Source organism: Aquiflexum balticum DSM 16537 (assembly GCF_900176595.1).
Lineage (GTDB): Bacteria > Bacteroidota > Bacteroidia > Cytophagales > Cyclobacteriaceae > Aquiflexum > Aquiflexum balticum.
This window is the reverse complement of sequence record NZ_LT838813.1, coordinates 1,308,350-1,327,257: the sequence shown is the minus strand read 5'-3', so window position 1 is coordinate 1,327,257 and position 18,908 is coordinate 1,308,350. Positions and strand designations below refer to the sequence as shown.

17 protein-coding genes are annotated in these 18,908 nt (G+C 38.5%); 13 read left to right on the top strand and 4 right to left on the bottom strand.

Translation table 11 applies throughout. The features are described 5' to 3' along the window. Positions 1-59 precede the first annotated feature (59 nt). The 4 genes from B9A52_RS05895 to B9A52_RS05880 are packed head-to-tail and all read left to right on the top strand — an operon-like array spanning position 60 to position 3,127. On the top strand, positions 60-1,100 hold the full coding sequence (locus tag B9A52_RS05895; protein WP_084119422.1) for a DHH family phosphoesterase: 1,041 nt from the start codon (positions 60-62) through the stop codon (positions 1,098-1,100). Next, a complete protein-coding gene (locus tag B9A52_RS05890; protein ID WP_084119421.1) occupies positions 1,087-2,025 on the top strand; it encodes an FKBP-type peptidyl-prolyl cis-trans isomerase in 939 nt (312 codons plus the stop codon). Before B9A52_RS05895 ends, B9A52_RS05890 begins: the two co-directional genes overlap by 14 nt. Positions 2,026-2,029: 4 nt before the next feature. Next, positions 2,030-2,569 carry an FKBP-type peptidyl-prolyl cis-trans isomerase gene (locus B9A52_RS05885; protein WP_084123412.1) on the top strand — a complete coding sequence of 180 codons (540 nt, stop codon included), beginning with the start codon at positions 2,030-2,032 and terminating at the stop codon, positions 2,567-2,569. Positions 2,570-2,581: 12 nt separating this feature from the next. After that, on the top strand, positions 2,582-3,127 hold the full coding sequence (locus tag B9A52_RS05880; RefSeq protein WP_084119420.1) for an FKBP-type peptidyl-prolyl cis-trans isomerase: 546 nt from the start codon (positions 2,582-2,584) through the stop codon (positions 3,125-3,127). A 14-nt stretch (positions 3,128-3,141) separates the two neighbouring features. Here the strand turns inward: B9A52_RS05880 and B9A52_RS05875 are convergent, their stop codons facing one another. After that, entirely contained in the window at positions 3,142-3,771 is a 630-nt protein-coding gene (locus B9A52_RS05875; protein WP_317045536.1) for a methyltransferase family protein, read from the bottom strand. A gap of 97 nt (positions 3,772-3,868) precedes the next feature. Between B9A52_RS05875 and B9A52_RS05870 the strand changes: the two genes are divergently transcribed. Together B9A52_RS05870 and deoC are read left to right on the top strand one after the other, a co-directional pair. Continuing rightward, on the top strand, positions 3,869-5,101 hold the full coding sequence (locus tag B9A52_RS05870) for an NAD(P)-dependent oxidoreductase (protein ID WP_084119418.1): 1,233 nt from the start codon (positions 3,869-3,871) through the stop codon (positions 5,099-5,101). After that, a complete protein-coding gene (gene deoC / locus B9A52_RS05865) occupies positions 5,088-5,753 on the top strand; it encodes a deoxyribose-phosphate aldolase (RefSeq protein WP_084119417.1) in 666 nt (221 codons plus the stop codon). Before B9A52_RS05870 ends, deoC begins: the two co-directional genes overlap by 14 nt. On the opposite strand, the gene B9A52_RS05860 is transcribed toward deoC, so the two are convergent. Beyond that, complete coding sequence (locus B9A52_RS05860) at positions 5,750-6,883, bottom strand: Na/Pi symporter (protein WP_231955505.1); 1,134 nt, start codon at positions 6,881-6,883, stop codon at positions 5,750-5,752. The genes deoC and B9A52_RS05860 overlap by 4 nt on opposite strands. 390 nt (positions 6,884-7,273) lie before the next feature. Between B9A52_RS05860 and B9A52_RS05855 the strand changes: the two genes are divergently transcribed. From B9A52_RS05855 to B9A52_RS05835, 5 genes are all read left to right on the top strand, one after another. Continuing rightward, positions 7,274-8,404 carry a hypothetical protein gene (locus B9A52_RS05855; protein ID WP_084119415.1) on the top strand — a complete coding sequence of 377 codons (1,131 nt, stop codon included), beginning with the start codon at positions 7,274-7,276 and terminating at the stop codon, positions 8,402-8,404. 77 nt (positions 8,405-8,481) lie between these two features. Then, complete coding sequence (locus B9A52_RS05850; protein WP_084119414.1) at positions 8,482-8,925, top strand: nucleoside deaminase; 444 nt, start codon at positions 8,482-8,484, stop codon at positions 8,923-8,925. 104 nt (positions 8,926-9,029) lie between these two features. Further along, positions 9,030-9,632: a superoxide dismutase gene (locus tag B9A52_RS05845; protein WP_084119413.1), complete on the top strand. Its 603-nt coding sequence runs from the start codon at positions 9,030-9,032 to the stop codon at positions 9,630-9,632. Positions 9,633-9,849: 217 nt separating this feature from the next. Further along, positions 9,850-12,282 (top strand): outer membrane beta-barrel family protein, encoded by a 2,433-nt coding sequence (locus B9A52_RS05840; protein ID WP_084119412.1) that lies wholly within the window; start codon positions 9,850-9,852, stop codon positions 12,280-12,282. Between the two features lie 86 nt (positions 12,283-12,368). Beyond that, positions 12,369-13,685: a serine hydrolase domain-containing protein gene (locus B9A52_RS05835; RefSeq protein ID WP_084119411.1), complete on the top strand. Its 1,317-nt coding sequence runs from the start codon at positions 12,369-12,371 to the stop codon at positions 13,683-13,685. Between the two features lie 55 nt (positions 13,686-13,740). Here the strand turns inward: B9A52_RS05835 and B9A52_RS05830 are convergent, their stop codons facing one another. Together B9A52_RS05830 and B9A52_RS05825 are read right to left on the bottom strand one after the other, a co-directional pair. After that, positions 13,741-15,444, bottom strand: coding sequence for a capsule assembly Wzi family protein (locus tag B9A52_RS05830; protein ID WP_084119410.1), 1,704 nt, complete (start codon positions 15,442-15,444; stop codon positions 13,741-13,743). 15 nt (positions 15,445-15,459) lie between these two features. Then, a complete protein-coding gene (locus B9A52_RS05825) occupies positions 15,460-16,134 on the bottom strand; it encodes a hypothetical protein (RefSeq protein WP_084119409.1) in 675 nt (224 codons plus the stop codon). A 200-nt stretch (positions 16,135-16,334) separates the two neighbouring features. On the opposite strand from B9A52_RS05825, the gene B9A52_RS05820 reads away from it, so the two are divergent. After that, positions 16,335-17,390 (top strand): aminotransferase class I/II-fold pyridoxal phosphate-dependent enzyme, encoded by a 1,056-nt coding sequence (locus B9A52_RS05820; RefSeq protein ID WP_084119408.1) that lies wholly within the window; start codon positions 16,335-16,337, stop codon positions 17,388-17,390. A gap of 272 nt (positions 17,391-17,662) precedes the next feature. Continuing rightward, positions 17,663-18,904 (top strand): serine hydrolase, encoded by a 1,242-nt coding sequence (locus B9A52_RS05815; RefSeq protein WP_084119407.1) that lies wholly within the window; start codon positions 17,663-17,665, stop codon positions 18,902-18,904. Positions 18,905-18,908: the final 4 nt, after the last annotated feature.

Below are 18,908 nucleotides of genomic sequence, written 5' to 3'. Positions count from 1 at the left end.
AAAAATTATCCTGACCTTTGCGGACTGTGTTCTTCTAGGAGGCATGCAACAGCAATCAAATGCGAGAATTAGAGTCATTCAAATATAAAATTTCTTCACCCCAAAAAATTGTCATTACCACCCACCACAAACCTGATGCGGATGCACTGGGTTCTTCGTTGGGTATGGCAAATTATTTGAAGAAAAAAGGTCATAAGGTAACTGTTATTACCCCATCCGATTATCCGTATTTCTTGCACTGGATGAAAGGAAACGATGAGGTAATCAATTTTGAAGATAAAAACCAACAGCCACGTGCTATTGATTTAATTCAGAATGCTACCATGATTTTCTGCATGGACTTTTCTTGCACCAACAGGCTGCAAGATATGAAGGACCATATAGAGAAATCCAACGCATATATAGTAAACATTGACCATCACCAAGATCCCAAAGATTTTTCAGATTTCAGGTATTGGAGTACCAAAGCTGCTGCTACCTGTGAGTTGGTCTATGAGCTTATCGTTGAAATCGGTGATAAAGAACTGATTGATAAAGATATCGCAGAATGCCTTTATGCTGGAATAATGACTGATACCGGAGGTTTCAGACATCCAAATACAACGAAAAATGTACATCTTATCACGGCTGAACTGATTGGCATAGGCGCGGACAATTCCAGGATTTCGAGGTTCATTTATGATACCAATAGTATTGACAGGCTGAAATTCATTGGTTTTGCTATTACCAGAAGGCTGGTAATCATGGAAGACCTGAAAACTGCCTATTTTGCCATAAACAAAAAAGATCTCAGAAAATACAATTCCCAAACAGGAGATACCGAGGGTCTGGTCAATTATGCGCTTTCCCTGGATGGAATCAAAATTGCTGCTTTGTTTACAGAACGTGAAGATGGTGTCAAAATTTCCTTCAGATCCACCGAAGATGTTGCTGTAAATAAATTCGCTGCAAGCTATTTTGAAGGTGGCGGACACAAAAATGCATCAGGAGGAAAATCCCGGTTAAGTTTACAGGAAACCACAGAAAAATTCGAAAAACTAATAAAAGAAAATTATAATATCCTCTTCAATCAAGCTGAACTCATTCATGAAAAAAATTAAAAGTGTTTTGTTGTCTGCTGTCATTTTAGTTACAGCGGCAGGTCTTATGTCCTGCAAAAAAACCGAGACTACTTCGGATGGTATAGAATATACTTATATCAAAGAAGGTTCTCAAAAACCTAAAAACGGTGAGTTTGTCCTTTATCATCTTATTGTGACAAATGACAAAGACTCCACCTTTATATCCACCTATGACCAAAATATGCCTGGATACCTTCAATTCAACGATTCTTTACCAAGGGAAAGTGGGATGGATGAGATTTTCCTGAATCTCAAAAAAGGTGACAGCATTGCATTCGAAGCCAATTCCTTGAAAGTTTTTGGTGAAGCGAACATGCCCTTTTTCCTTGATAGAGAAAAAAATGTAAAAATCCGTATCGGTGTCATAGATGTATTGGACCAGCAAGGTGTGGAAGCATATTTTACTTCTTTGCAAGAAGCTCAGATGAAAAAGCAGGCTGAACTTGCTGTAAAACAATTAGAACTGGAGACACAGACAATCGAGGATTATCTTGCTGAAAATAATATCAAAGCAACCAGGACAGAATCCGGTCTTTATTACGTCATAGAAGAAGAAGGTTCAGGACCTGAGATCGAAAGTGGTGATATGGCTTCTGTCCACTATGCAGGGTACCTGTTAGACGGCACTATATTCGACACAAGCATGAAAGAAAAGGCACAGGAAGCCGGTGTATATAATGAACAAAGAGATCTTCAGGGTGGATATGGTCCTTTGGAGGTTCAGGTGGGTCAGGGCCGTGTCATTCAGGGCTGGGATGAAGGTTTGGGTCTCCTCAAAAAAGGTGATAAAGCTAAATTCATCATTCCTTCTCCTTTGGCTTATGGGGACAGGGATACCGGCGGTGTCATCAAAGCGAACTCTATCCTGATTTTCGACGTAGAAATCACAGATGTCCAAAAATAATAGAATGAATAGATTAAGCTTAATAGTTATCGCAGTACTGGGTTTTTTTTCTTCCTGTGTATCAGACAGTGAAAATGACCAAGTAATATTCCAAAGAAATCTGGAGCAGATTGAAAAATACATTTCTGAGAACGATATCCCCGCTGTCAAAGAATTCATTGACCCTGCTACAGGTATAAGGATTTTTTGGCAAGAAACTTCAGGTAGTGGAAATCTTCCTGCTATAGGTGATACTATAAGTGTGGATTATGTTGGTAAATTGTTGAATAATTTTGTTTTTGATACCTCCGTTGATTCGGTAGCAAGAGCCAACAATATGTTCAATCCCAATAGGACTTACGAACCTTTCAAGATGATTTTTGGGGTTACCGGTCTTATTATTGGCTTTGAATTTGCTCTATCCAGAATGGAGGAAGGTGATATTGCCACGGTGATTTTCCCTTCTCTATATGGCTATGGCTCCAGGCCTCAAAATGATATTCCGGCAAACTCCCCACTTGTTTTTCAAATTAATCTTTTGCAAGTGCCAATTAAAGATGAATAGTAAGATAAATCAATGAAAAAAACCATATCCTTAGTTTCACTGATTTTATTGTTGGTAATAGGTTTTGCCTGCGAAGCTCCAAATCCTTTTGGTCCGGTTTATGACAGTGAGGGTAATCTGGCCAGAGATAGAATAATTATTGACGAATATCTACTCAATACACCAATAGACAGTTTATATAGGGTCCACGACCCCACAGGTGTAGTAGTCATTGTTCAGGAGGAAGGAGATGGAGTAAGACCAGTAAATGGTAACCTTATCTTTACAGATTATACCGGCAGCTTACTCGATGGTTCAGTCTTTGATACCAGCATTGAATCTGTGGCCATAGAAAACGGTATTTTCTCTGAAAATAGAAATTACCGTTTGTTTCAATTTACTCAAGGCGGTTCAGAAGCTATCACAGGATTCAACTTCGGTTTTAGAAATCTTAAAAGTGGTTCCAAAGGGATTATAATAATACCCTCACCCTATGGGTATAGGGACAGTGAAACAAATCCCAGAATCCCGCCAAACTCAGTATTGGTCTTTGAAGTGGATTTCAAAGGATTGGATTAATAAAAAAGACCGTTTTAAGCGGTCTTTTTTAGTTTAAAAGGGAAGAGCGATGGGACAGCTTTTTTATATTTCCTGTAATCCTCCCCGTAAGTTGCTATAAGTTTTTTCTCCTCAAAGTGTATTCCAAAGGGGAGATAGGCAAGCAACATGATAAAATGTACCATAGAACTTGGTGATGGTTGATAAAAAAAATATCCCAAGAAAATCAAAATCAATCCGGTATAAATTGGGTGCCTGATATATTCATGAATACCTTTGGTGATCAGTTTTTCCTTTTCTTTCAAATCATCATGCAAAGTCAATCCGACAAACTTCAGATTACTGAAATGTTTGAAGGACTTGACTAAAATAATCGTCCCCAACCCTGCCAACATATATCCAATATATGTAAACAATGGAGATTGATTAAGCATTCTTTGTTCGATTAAAGTTGCTGAATAAACAAAAATCAGCAGAAAGTGGAATGTGGCGAAAATTGAATAAAGTAATCTATACCATATATAGTATCTTCCCATTACCGCTTTAAATTTTCTTTTTATATTGAGGCTGGCAAAAACAGAATGAAAAAAATAGAATAAGACCCAAAGTAATACCAAAATCAAATAGGACATGCTGCTTCTTTTTTCACGAATATCCTTAAACAAAATTCAAAAAGAAAATTTATCCACTTGGGATTCTCTGTCAACAAAATGAATATCTAAATTAGATTTTTCAAATTTCTATCAAAGTAATCCAAAATCCATGAAGATAGGTTTAATAAAAGAATGTAAAATCCCCGCAGACAAAAGAGTGGCATTTACTCCACGTCAATTGTCTGAATTGACTATACAGTATGGTGGCAAGCTTTCTTTCTATGTAGAATCCAGCCCGATTAGATGTTTTTCCGATGAAGAATATACCGCTGAAGGAATTGAAGTTTTAGATGATGTTTCATTTTGTGACCTTTTGATGGGAATCAAAGAAGTCCCTGTTTATAAATTGGTCCCTGGTAAAAAATATCTTTTTTTCTCCCATACTATCAAAGAACAGGCAAATAACAGAGATTTGCTCCGGGCTGTTTTGGACAAGGGAATTACCCTTTTGGATTATGAGGTTCTTAAGGACCATAAAGGCAACAGGACGGTAGCGTTTGGCAGATGGGCAGGAATAGTCGGCGCATATAATGGTCTTTGGACTTATGGTAAAAAAAGCGGATTATTTGATTTAAAGAGGGCTTATCTCTGTTTTGACAGATCTGAAATTCACCAGGAACTTCTAAAGGTTCAGCTTCCTCCCATTAAGATCATAGTGACAGGAACGGGTAGGGTTGCCCATGGAGTAATGGAAATTCTGGATCAGGTCGGAATCAGAAAAGTCGGAACCAAAGAGTTTTTACAGCAATATTTTGACGAGGCTGTATATTCCGTTTTGTCCTGTGAAGATTACAACCGACGTAAAACAGACGGCGGTTACGATCAGAAGGAGTTTTATAGTTCACCCGGCTTGTATGAAAGTCATTTTCTTAAATATGCGGAAGTCAGTGATATACTTATTGCAGCAGCTTATTGGGATCATCGCGCTCCAAAATTGTTTAATCCCCTGGATATTAAATCTGAAGATTTTTCAATATCGGTTATAGCTGATATTACCTGTGATATCAACGGTTCAATTCCTACTACAACAAGGCCAAGCACTATCCTCGATCCAGTATATGATATAGATAGAGAATCCTTTTCAGAATTACCTGCCTTCGGAAAGCAAAGCAGTATTTCTTTGATGGCCATTGATAACCTCCCGACAGAGCTTCCCAGAGATGCCTCTGAGGAATTCGGAACCCAATTGATGCAGCATCTCGTACCCGAATTATTGAAGGAAGAATCTGCCATTCTTGACCAGGCCACTATCACTAAAAATGGAGACCTTACCATAGAATTTATCTACCTGAAAGATTATGTAGCTGGAAAAGAACCATCAGAAGATTATGAAGAACATTGAAAGATACATTGAACAGACTGTTCTCAAAGTTCAAACCACCGATGCTGACATTGAGGGCTTGGTAAGGGATGCCAAAGAGTTTGGTTTTGTAGGTATTTGTGTGCCCCCTTTCTGGGTTAAAAAAGCCAAAAGAGAAATAGGAGAGTCAGACATTCAGTTGGTCAGTGTGGTTGGCTTTCCTTTGGGATATAACCTGACCGAAACCAAATTATTTGAAACAGAGCAACTGATCAAAAACGGTGCTGACGAAATCGATGTGGTATGGTCCATTACCGCTTTTAAGGCAGGAATGAACTGGCCCAAAATTGAATTGGCCAGGTTATCACAATTATGCCATGACAGCGACAGAATACTCAAGGTAATCATAGAGACGGCTTATCTTGACGATACTGAAATCATCAAAGCCTGCGAAATATGTGCTGATTCCGGAGTGGATTATGTAAAAACCTCCACAGGTTTTGCCCCGGAAGGTGCAAAAGAGGAACATATCAGGCTTATGAGAAAGCACTTGCCCAGCAATGTCGGAATCAAGGCCAGCGGTGGCATCAAGAGCTTGGACCAAGCAATTGCATTGATTAGAGCCGGTGCAGATAGGCTTGGAACTAGTTCAGGTGTTCAGATCGTAAATGATGCAAGAAAAATAGATTCTTAATCTTCACCCGGATTTTTAACGACTATCTCTGTTTTTGGTGATTCGGTTCTATCTTTTTCCATATTTGGAAAACTGTCATCTTTGTTGAAATAAATCAACAAAAAGGGAATAAGAAAAAATGTCAATAATATATAGGCAAAACCTACAATTCTGGACTTGACAGATTCTTTACCCAAAAAAGTGGCAATTTTTACAGGAATATTTCTGATCCCGGAATAAGGCATAAAGAATAAAGCCCCGAATAAATTGAACAGAAAGTGTACTATGGCAATACTGATGGCGGCTTCTGTTTTGTAAATAGCAGCAATTGCCGCAGTGATTGTGGTCCCTATATTGGCACCGATGATAAAGGGAAATACTTTTACCAAAGATACTTTTCTGTTGGCAACAGCAGGTACAATAAGGGAGGTGGTGACTGTACTGGACTGTACAGCCGCAGTAAAGAACATTCCATACACAAATGCAATATAGGGTTGTTTAAAAATGTATTTGCCTAGATTGTTGTAATTTTTGGAAACAAAAGTTCTAAATACGGTGACTGATAGAAATTTAATGGAAACAAAAACCAAAACTACAGCCAAGACCAAACTGATGATTGGAGAATTGATAAATTCCACCACCCAATTGGTAAGTGGCCTTGTAAATAAGATGTTGTAAGTATATTGAACATCGTAATTCTGATTCTGGTCAAAGAATGTTTTGGTCAGGAACACCGCTGACTCAGTCAAAAAACCGAAATAGATTTCCAAAGGCAATAAAATAATCACTGTAAGGATATTAAAAATATCATGCAGTACCCCTGCTGAAAGTGCTTTTCGGAACTCTGTTTTTTTCATGATAAAGGAAAAAGCTACCAGAGTACTCGTGATTGTAGTTCCTATATTGGCTCCCATTACCAGAGGTACCGCTTGCATCAAAGTGAGATTACCTGAAGCTACCACAGCTACTATCATCGCTGTCACTGTGGAACTGCTTTGAATCAATGCAGTCATCAAAAGTCCTACAAAAAGTCCTACAAAAGGATTATTGGTGGCCTGAAACAATTCCTCCGCCAATTGACTGTTGATGCTGAGCATAGACATGGTCAGCAAATCAATAGAAAACATAAACAGCACAAATGCAATTAGCATTTGTATAAAGGTCCAACCCTTATTTTGCTGCAAAACGGATTTTTTCAGTTCGGTCATTTATACAAAAACCCCTTGCATGAAGGGGTCAAACTTCTATTAAATCAAGTGCAAAGTAACTGGAAACCCATGTAAATAAAGCTGTTTTGATATGAAACTTTTGTTAATATTAAAATAATGTCCAAATAATGGCTTTATTTGCTTTGGAACCATAAATTATTGCCCGAATTCTTTATTGGGTGCAAAATTTGTATTAATATCAACTTTTGGTTTTAAAATCATCTGTTTGATAAAAATAATTAAAAAAACTTGGCTTAACAATTTCTTAATATTATAGCCAAATAATCTTCTTTAAATTTGCACGGGATTTAAAATTCTTCCGACAACCCTTATATGGCCAAACTTAAAGACCAAAACATAAATCAGGACGCTTTATCCAAAGCAGCCTATTCACTTTTTGATTTCACAAAAAAAGAAAAATCCTTTTTATTAGTAGTCTGTATTCTTATTTCCATTGCCGGAATTATTACTCCTTATACCTATTTGGCAATGTGGTTTGGCTTTTTCCTTGCCGCATACTCTGCAATCGCCAATGACAGTATTCAGACCATCGGTACATTCATCGCATCCAATCAAACTAAAAAGTGGTATTGGCTTTGGCTTTTCATGGGGCTAATATTTGTAGGAACGGTCACATACAGTTGGTTTGCTTTTAATGGTGATGTCACTTATGAGAGATTACAGGTACCTGGTTTGGACCGTGCTCCTGAAAATTTTGTTTTTCTACAACTTGCAGCACCCATCGTTCTCTTGGTCATGACCAGAATGAGGATGCCTGTTTCCACTACTTTTTTACTGCTGAATGTTTTCACTTATAAAGCCGGGACAATCCTCGATGTGATGCAAAAATCCTTTGTGGGTTATCTTCTAGCATTCGTCATTGCGATAATAGTTTGGTTTATTCTGGAAAAATTTGTTGAGACCTATTTGAAGGGGGAAGCCAAACCTTATTGGTATGTATTGCAATGGATCACCTCAGGGACTTTATGGGCTGTCTGGATTATGCAGGATGCTGCCAACATTGCAGTTTTCTTACCCCGGCAATTAAATGTTTGGGAGTTTTTGGGATACACCGGATTTGTTTTTCTGGGATTGGGATTTTTGTTTTACATGAAAGGAGACAGGATACAGGGTATTGTCAATGAAAAAACCCGTGTCACTGATGTACGGGCAGCAACTTTAGTGGATTTTGTGTATGCCATTATCCTGTTCTATTTCAAAATGCTCAACAACGTCCCCATGAGTACTACCTGGGTTTTTATCGGTTTATTGGGTGGCAGGGAATTGGCCATCGCGCTGGCAAAATCCAAAAAACTTGAAAAGAGAAAAGCACGACTTTTCAGGGCCTTGTACCTTGCAAGAAAAGACCTTTTAAAAGCTACAATAGGCCTTTTGGTTTCCCTCATTCTTGCCTTGATTATCAATGATGGTGTAAGAAAAGAAGTCTTTGATATGTTCAGATAAAAATCAAGTGGTTTTTCTGACATGAGATTTTTGATGGAGGCTTAAGCCTCAATATTTAGGGATGCTTACATTGTGATATGGAAATCTATTCGGATAGCTATTTTATGAATGAGGCCATGAAAATGGCCAAAATCGCCTTTGAAGAAAACGAGATACCTGTAGGTGCCATTATCGTCTGTCGAAATAAAATCATAGCCAAAGCCTATAACCAAACAGAAATGTTGACTGATGTGACCGCCCATGCAGAAATTTTGGCTATCACATCTGCCGAAAATGCACTGGGGGCCAAATACCTCACTGAATGTAAAATGTACGTAACCCTTGAACCCTGTGTTATGTGTGCTGGTGCCTGTTTTTGGGCACAATTGGGAGAGATCCATTACGCTGCATCTGATCCCAAAAGAGGATTTTCAAGAATAAGTGAAAATCTACTTCACCCTAGAACAATAGTTAAATCAGGTATGATGGCAGAAGAATCCAAGCAGCTTTTGGATGATTTTTTTAAAAAATTAAGAAATTGAATCCTTTTTGAGGAATTTAGAACCATTTTCCCCTTTTGATGGTTGCTTAAACGTGACAATCACAAAGAAATTATTTAATGTTTAACCATAAAACTTTACAAGAAATGGCCTTTGAACTTCCAAAATTACCTTATGATTTTAATGCGCTCGAGCCGCATATTGACGCAAAAACAATGGAAATCCACCACGGTAAACACCACAACGGTTATGTTACCAATCTGAACAACGCAATAGCCGGTACAGATATGGAAAGCAAAAGCCTGGAGGATTTGATGAAAGTTGCAGGATCCAATGCCGCAGTAAGAAACAACGGTGGCGGACATTACAACCACAGCTTGTTTTGGACCATACTTTCACCAAATGGTGGTGGTAATCCAAGTGGCGTTTTGGCTGCGGCTATCGACTCAAAATTTGGTTCTTTTGATGCTTTCAAAGAAGAATTCGGTAAAGCTGCTGCTACAAGATTCGGTTCAGGATGGGCTTGGCTTTCAGTGGCAAATGGGGAATTGGTAGTAAGTTCAACCCCCAATCAGGACAATCCTTTAATGGATGTCGCTGATGTCAAAGGCACTCCTATCCTTGGCCTTGATGTTTGGGAACATGCTTATTACCTCAACTATCAAAACAGAAGACCTGATTATGTAGCCGCATTTTGGAACATAGTCAATTGGGAGGAAGTAGCCAAAAGATACGCTGCTGCTAAATAATTGAGTGGTATAACGATACTGAAAAACCTTGGAATTTGATTTCCAAGGTTTTTTTGTGCCTTTACCGAACGGTAATTGTGTACGTTTTTGAAACACTAAATTTTCATCTTTATTACTTATTTATTTGATTATCAAATGTTTATAAAATAATATTCCTTTTGGCACTGGATTTTCAATACAGTTGGTACAATTCAATGAAAACTAAACCAACTCAGAAATGAAAAGCTCAACCCAGATTTTTGTAACACTGTTCTTTTTCTTCTTTGGCCTCAGCAATCTAGCCGCCAAGGAGGTGGCCCAAATAAACGGACAAGTCAAAAACCAAAAAGGAGAAAATATCCCCTTTGTCAATGTTGCCTTGATAGAAGCCGAATCAGGTTCACTTTTGACAGGTTCGGTCACTGACGAAGAAGGTGTATTTAAGATTGAGTCAGTCAGATCAGGGAAAGTCCAATTGGTCGTTTCTTCCATTGGCTTTGAAACATTTAAATCAGATGTTTTTGAAATCAAACCTGGAGTTTCCAAGGATTTTGGAATACTCTCTATCAAAGAGGAAATCGGCAATCTCAGTGAAGTAACGGTAAAAGCGAACAGGCCTGAAATTACCATTGAAGCGGACAAAACCATCATCAATGTTGAAGGAACCGTTATGGCAGAAGGCAATACAGCCTTGGATGTCATCGCCAGATCTCCAGGTGTATATGTGGACCAAAATGACAATATCAACCTAAATGGAAGGTCAGGCGTAATCGTAATGATCAATGACCGCCAAACCTATATGAGTGCCAATGATTTGGCAAATTTTCTCCGTACCATGCCTGCGGATAATATCAAGAGTATAGAACTTATCAACAATCCTACTTCCAATTTTGATGCAGAAGGATCTGCCGGTATCATCAATATCAAATTGAAGAAAAACAACATTGATGGCATGTTCGGCAATGTTCAGGTAGGGGGATTATACAATGGTCTTTTTGCACCCAATACAGGCATGTCGCTCAACATGAAAAAAGGAAAATGGACAAATAATGCCAGTCTAAACTACAATGAGTATAATTTCCATAATGACCTGAATATCAACCGAAACTTCGAGTTATCCGAAGGAATTTCAAATTTTGATCAGAATAGCAGGATCACGATGAAAAACAGAAATCTGTTTTTTACAGGTGGGTCTGATTATGAAATCAACTCCAAACATTCTTTAGGGGTCAATGTTCAGTTATCTGAAAACAACGGTGATAACATAGGTAAATCTTTAACAGAAATAAATAACCCGGGTACAACAGACCTTTTCTTCATCAGATCTTTGAATGACGCGGACTCAGAAAACCAACGATATTTTGGAAATTTCCATTATATAGGTCTTTTGGATTCTGCCGGAACCAAACTGACCACTGATGTGGATTATACCAGGATGAGATCCAACAGCAGCTCTTTGTTGACCAATAATAACTGGATCAATGAAAATGAAATCCAATCACAGCGGGATTATATTTTGACCTTGAACGACATGGACTATAGCATCTTTACTGCCAAAGTTGACTTTACCAAACCATTTGGCAAAGGAAGAGTATTGGAAACCGGGTTAAAAGGGAGTTGGGTAAAATCTGACAATATCCTTGATCTCAGCAAAGCTATCGAAGAGGAACCTTTCACTCCTGACCCAAACAGCAATTACTTCATTTATGAAGAAAATGTTTTGGCCGCTTATGCTCTATACAAAAGTAAATTTTCGGAGAAAGTAAGTTTCCAGGCTGGATTGAGAACAGAATACTCAGATATTACCGGGACATCGGTAACCTTGGACAGAGTGGACAAACAAAACTATATAGACCTCTTTCCAAGCCTTTTTGTACAACATCAGGTGAGTAAAGACTACCAAATTGTATATAATGCCAACAGAAGGATTTCCAGGCCAAATTACAGGTTGTTGAATCCATTTGTATACTACATTGATCCTTTGACAACAGAACAGGGAAATCCAAATCTAAGGCCACAATATGCACACAACCTGGAAATGAACCATGTCATTCAAGGGGCCTACCAGTTTACTTTGGGTTATTCCTTGACCACCGATGTGTTTCAACAAATCTTTACCCAAGATGAAGAAACCCGGACCACTACCACATTCACTGAAAATTTAGAAAAAGCCCAGACCTGGAACTTCAGGACCATGATACCTGTGGAAATCAGACCGTGGTGGAATACCAGCAATATGCTTCAGATTAACAATTCCAGCTGGAAATCTATGATAGGAGATGCGTTGCTTGATGTCTCGCAGACTTCCTTTACATTAAGGTCTCAGCACACCATAAGCCTCCCAGCTGGATTCAAAGCGGAAGTAATGGGCATGTATATCGGTCCTTCTCAATATGGACAAGCATTTATCAAGGGATTTGGATGGGTTGATGCCGGACTGAGCAAAAGCATCATGAAAGATAAAATGACAATCTCAGTAAACGGGACAGATCTCTTCAGGACCCAATTCATCCGGGCAAATGTCCAGTTTGATAATATTGATACCAGATTTGAACAATACAGAAGCAATCAGGGAATCAGGTTCACCTTAAGATATAAATTTGCCCAAGGAGAAAATTTCAGGGTTTCCAATAGAAGTGGAAGTGCTGAAGAGAGAAACAGACTGGATTAATTTTCCTAAGAGGGGTATGCCAAATAAATTGGCATACCCCTCCTTGGAAAATTATGAATAGATAATCAATATAACATCCAAAAAATATGAAAAAGCTTCTAACAATTGTTTTGATCAGTTTCATTGCCGTGGCTGTGAAGGCACAAAGCTTCGATCGGGAAAAACTCGATACTTACTTTGAAACTTTGGCTTCCAATAACAAACTGATGGGAAGCATTACCATGGCCAATGATGGGAAAATCATATATCAAAAGGCTTTTGGCTATGCGAACATCGACCAACAAATTCCTTTGAGTTCTGACAGCCGATTTAGAGTAGGGTCTATTACAAAAATGTTTACAGCCGCTCTTATTTTTAAGGCAATTGAAGAAGGGAAAATTCAGTTGGATCAAACAATTGATGGATTTTTCCCTGAACTTAAAAACTCCGAAAAGATCAGTATCAGCCAACTCATGAATCACAGAAGCGGAATCCATAGCTTTACTTCTGACCCTGATTATCTGTCATGGAATACTACACCTAAATCTAGAAAAAGTCTGTACACCATCATCATTGAGGGGGGAAGTGATTTTGAACCTGGCACCAAGGCTGATTACAGCAATTCCAATTATGTCTTGCTGACTTGGATATTGGAGGATGTTTACAAGGAAGATTACGCAGATTTGTTATCAAAAAATATCACAGGTCCATTGGGATTAGAAAACACTTATTTAGGGAAGAAAACATCGACTGCAGACAATGAAGCCTTTTCTTATAAATTTACCGACAAATGGGTAAAAGAAGCGGATACAGACATGAGTATTCCCTTAGGTGCAGGAGCAATTGTTTCTACCACAGAAGACCTGACAAAGTTCATTGAGGGACTTTTTGCAGGGAAAATCATCTCTCAGAGCAGTTTAAATCTAATGCAGGAAATGAAGGATAACTTTGGAAGAGGTTTGTTCAAGATTCCGTTTTATGATAAGCTATCCTATGGGCATACAGGAGGAATCGATGAATTCAAATCCATGTTGAGTTACTTTCCTGAGGAAAAATTCAGTTTTGCGATGTCTGTCAATGGAGGTACCTTTGATCCCAATCAAGCGGCGATAGCAGCATTGAGTGCATATTTTGGCAAAGATTATGGAATTCCGGTTTTTAAGAACATTACACTTACTACAGAGGAACTGGAAAGGTATTTGGGAATTTACAGTAGCCCAAGCTTTCCTTTGAAAATTACCATTTCAAAAGAAAACAACACATTGGTCGGACAGGCAACGGGGCAACCTTCTTTTGTACTGGAAGCCGAAGGGAACCATACATTTAGCTTTTCCAGGGCAGGATTAACTTTAGAATTCAACTTGGAAACGGAAGAAATGACATTAAAACAAGGTGGAGGAATATTTGTTCTACAAAAAGAATAGGTCTAACCAATCGAAAAGAGGTTATTGAGATTCATATACTTATAAAAGGGGAGCATTATTTCAAAATATAAGCGACACCAACATTTACGACAAAATTCTTTTTGTCCAATCCAGGGACAAAATAGATATCCGGCACATTCTCCAAGTACCATTTGTAATTAAATGTGTCGACATATTGGAAGTTTGCGTTTAGCAGTAAATTGCCAAACCGCCAATCTCCGACAAGAGAATAAACGAGATCCACATATTTGTTTCTCCAGTCTTTGGAAGCCTCAAAACGGAAATTATAAAAATCATTGTTGTAAACCACCCGCTCAAACTGGAAACCGATTTTATTGAAATCTTTTGTCCATGCCAATTCTACCCAGTTGACATTGGCTGCAGGTCCATATCCCATCCCCAAAACCTGCCCTTGATGGGTATAACCGTGCCTGACGTGATCGTGAATATACCAGGTATCCAAATCACGGATACTTTGTCTGATTGTCTGACCGGTTTGGGTCATTTCTGCACTGATCTGTATAAATTGTCTCTCTTTGTTCAAAGGCATAAGATTGGAGAATCCAAAAGTAAATCCCCTGTTTTTTTCAGGTGTAACAATGAAATCCGCCGCCCTTTGACTGTTTCCCCTTGTTCCGTATTCACCATAAAACTCAAAATGTCCTTCTGGGCTGAGCCATCTGAAAAACGCTGAGCTAAATTGCTGTCTTTGATCTCTGACCGGATTGAAAACATTATTAAGTCCTTTTTCCCCATTAAAAATGGGTAGGTAATCCGCAAAGGTTTCCATGTCAGCACTATACATGTGGTTTACAGAAGCAAATCCAAGAAATAAGCCTTTGACCCACTTGGGTTGATAGTTGAAGATTAATCCTGAAATATATCTGTTGCCATTTTCCCTTTTCGGAAAATACACTTGATTTTGTTGGAAAACATAGTCCGAATGCGGGGGCAGATAATCAGTACTTCTTAAAAATCCCGACATCAACTGCCATTCAAAATGTCCGATTTTAGTTTCAACGGGTTTTAAAGTATTGAAGGTGAAGTGAAGAAATCCCGGAGCATTATTACTCATCAGCAGAGAACTTCTTTTTCCCGGTCCCCACCAGAGGTTTTCGGTAGATATGCCAAGTGAATAGGCTTTATGGTTGAATCTAAAACTTGACTGACCTGCAAAAAGACGGGTATAAGTATCCGAACCAAAACGCTCAGGCATATCAATCCTGTTCAGGTATTCATAATAATACAAAATGGTGGATTGGTGTTCTATTGGAAATCCCTGAAAATCCTTATTCTGGGCAATTACGATTTCAGGCTGTAACTGTAGACTGAATTTGCCATATTGGGAAAAAAACCCTGCACTGAAGACATTCTGCAGACCCCTGTTGGGAATCATGGGCCCATCATTCATGCCAAAAGAATAGTTTGAGGTAAACTGCGTTCTGTTGGTAATCGGCAAGACCAACATTTCAATTTTTTTATCCTCTTTTAGGTTAAAGGACCTATGGAATTCAGAGGAGTCCAAATCAGTAAAAGTACTGTCCAAATCAAAGCCCACCTTCCTATCAAAGCCATGAACGGGATGGAGTGGTCGGATCAGGAAAGAAGGATTTTCATCCAATATTCCCAATAACTGCATCCTCCGCATGTATTCTTCCAAAACCGGTGTTCCCACTGGGATGCTTTGAGAAAAAGCCTCCTTAGTAGGCAGTGCCAGTAAGAAAAAACAAAACAGAAAAAGGAAAATATTTTTATTCATGTTGCTTTCTCAATTTTACCTCACTACAAAGGTGGATAGTTCTATTTTTCCTACTGACCAGCTTTCATCACATTTGGGATCAGGGACATTTGTCTGCATCAATTCATCTCCTAAAGTGAGCTTTAAAGTTGACCCTTCATGTTTCACCAATCTTGTCACCCTGTATTTACTGGTATAGTTGGGCAGGGCTGCAAAAACGCAAAGACCGGGAATAAGTGTTTGAAAAGCATCAGTTTTGGGTAAGTTTTGTCGGAAATAATCATTTGGAAAAGATTGTCTTAAACAAAATGTGGATTCACAGGGAGAGTTAGAAAATGTAGTCCTGACCACTTCTGATTCGTCTACCTTCATGTACCAATAATCCGGTCCTCCAAAACCATCATCTACATTTCCATCCCAAGTGTCATGAATCCACAATTCAATGGTGACCCTTACTGTGTTGTGAAAGGGGAGACCGGGAATGGTTACGGAGACTTCTTCATTATGGTAATTGCCTAAAAGGGTATCCCCTCTAAAAATAAAAAGTCTTCCGTTTTCAAAATTCTCCAAGTCCAATTTTGTAAAATCGTTGGAGTAAATGTTTTCAAAACTTTCACATCCGCAAAGGGTATCCTGACAGGAATTCAAAGTCAGAGATACAAACAATAAGAGGAATATAAAAAGATGATGATACTTAAAGCGAAAGGACATGTGGTGATAACGGGAAACTAAATGATGCATTAAATCCAAATAGCGGATTACCAGGATACAAATAAATGAAAAATTAACTAATAAAGGCGTATTCTTGATTGAGTTTATAAGGTAATGTAATTTAGTTTTGACAAGGTTTTTGTTTTTCGTTTCTTTCTGTTCTGTAATTGCTTGAGATATCTCACCAAATCATTACACCAATGCAACCATTTGAGCTACAATCAAAAATAAATCGAACAGTCAGCTATCATGGATCAGAATACCTGTTCTTCAGTGGCACAGCTTATTTGGGCATGGGTAATGTTCCGGAATTTGAAAAATTGATCATGGACGGAATTTCCAAATATGGCATAAGCCATGGACTCAGCAGGATCAACAATGTCAGGTTGCATATTTACGGTCAATTTGAAACCTATTTTGCAGAAAAAGCCGGAGCAGAAAAAGCCATTGTTTGGAGCAGTGGATTTCTTGCAGGTGTAGCAGCAGTTCAGTTCTTATCCAAACAGGCAGAACATGTATTTGTGGCCCCGGATACCCATCCTGCAATTTTGCCGGAAGGAATAAACCCTGATCCTTTTTTGGATCATACCACATGGTCGGAGTACTGCTTGAGAAAAGCCATAGAATTGCCCAGTTCAAAAATTCTGATTCTGGCCAATGCAGTAGACCCTCTAAAACCTACAATTCATCATTTTGAATGGATTAAAAATCTTCCTGATAAACATGATTATACATTATTGATAGATGACAGCCATGCTTTTGGGGTATTGGGTAATGGGCTTTTTGGGACCTATAGTCAATGGAGGCATTTGCCTGTTCGTTTATTGGTTTCCGGTTCATTAAACAAGGGTTTATCTCTACCTGCGGGAATAATCCTTGGTGATTCTATTACGATTGATGAAATTACTAACACCAATATTTTCCGGTCCTCATCTCCCCCTGGGCCGGGATATTTACAGGCTTTTCTCCAAGCAAAGCACCTTTATCAGCAGCAGCAACAAAAGCTAGTGCAAAATGTCAGTTTGTTCAAAAATTTGATAGCTGACATGGCTTGTTTCCACTTTAAAGAATCTTACCCGGTATTTTCATTTTCAGATCAGTCATGGCCTGAAAAGTTGTCACAGTCAGGTATTCTCGTTTCGTCATTCCCGTATCCAAACCCCACGGATCCACTTACCAACAGGATCGTGGTTTCTGCTGCACATTACCCTGAAGATCTTATCCACTTGCATAAAGTATTGTCAGGTTTGGGATAAAGATGTAAATTGGTTTAATGTCCCTTTAGGGACATAATATGGGTAGAAAGTGGTTTATTATTAAAGATAGAGGTGCCTTTAGGTACCTAATATATAATGCGCCTGCTTACCAGACAGTCAGGCCTAATGGCATAAATACCGTTTGATTGATTATTTTATTTTACCCATATAGTGTCTCTAAAGGGACTTTGGCTAATGTTTGAATTATTCTATTCTAGGATTTCATATCTTAACACAGTTGGATCAATATCATCAATTAAAAAAAATATTCCATGCGCTTAAATAGTATTTCCCTCAGCTTATTGACCTGTATATCAATTTTCTTATCCTGCCAATCCAAAGATCAAAATCCATTTGGAGATATCCCAGATACCTATCCTGTCCTTAAAAAAGTAATTCAAAACCCGGATTCATTTCAAGTTCAGATTCTGTACACCCAAATAAACCGGGATGAAAACAATATGCCTTCTTTCAGAGAATTTGATTTCAGGCTCAATGACAACAAATATTTCTATCCCGCCAGCACAGTCAAATTGCCTGTGGCCATTTTGGCTCTCGAATGGCTCGGCGAACAGGATATTGACGGCCTGACTGCAAATAGTGTGATGTTAACGGACTCGGTACGGCCATCTCAATTTCCGGCTTATTACGATAGTACTGCAAGCAATCTGCTGCCCAGTATCGCCCATTACATCAAGAAAATCCTATTGGTCAGCGACAATGATGCCTATAACCGACTCTATGAACTGCTAGGTCAGGATTATATCAATTCCAAAATGCAGGAAAAAGGCATGAACCATACCATAATCAATCATAGGTTGAGTATGCCGATGAGTGAAGAGGAAAACAGGTACTTTAATCCTATCAGTTTTCGGGATGAAGAGGGTGAAATTATCCTTGATATTCCCGAAAGGAAAACTGAAAGTGTCTATGCAAACCTTGACCATCCGAAAATAGGAAACGCCTATTATAGCAAAGACGAACTGATTGAAGAACCGATGGACTTTACCTTTAAAAATAAATTTGCCTTATCGGATCTTCATGGGGTGGTCAAAAGGATTGTATTTCCGGAGTTGTTTGCACCAAATGAGCGTTTCAACATAACCGAGGAAGACAGGAAATTTATCCTCCGATACATGTCCATGTTGCCAGGTGAAAGTGACTACCCCAAATATGACCTTCCTGATTATTACGACAGCTATTCAAAGTTTTACAAATTCGGTACTGACAAAAACCCGATTCCAGCTCAGTTTAGGATTTTCAATAAAACCGGAAATGCCTACGGGCATCTTTTGGATGGTTCCTATTTTGTAGACTTTGAAAATGACATTGAGTTTTTCGTTACAGCAGTCATCTACACCAATGCCAACGAAACGCTCAATGATGATACTTATGAATATGAAGAAATTGCTTTTCCCTTTTTTGCAGAGTTGGGAGAGTATCTTTATCAGCTGGAATTGAAAAGAATAAAAGAAAAGAAACCTGTACTTACTGAGTTAAAAATGGATTATTGAATAT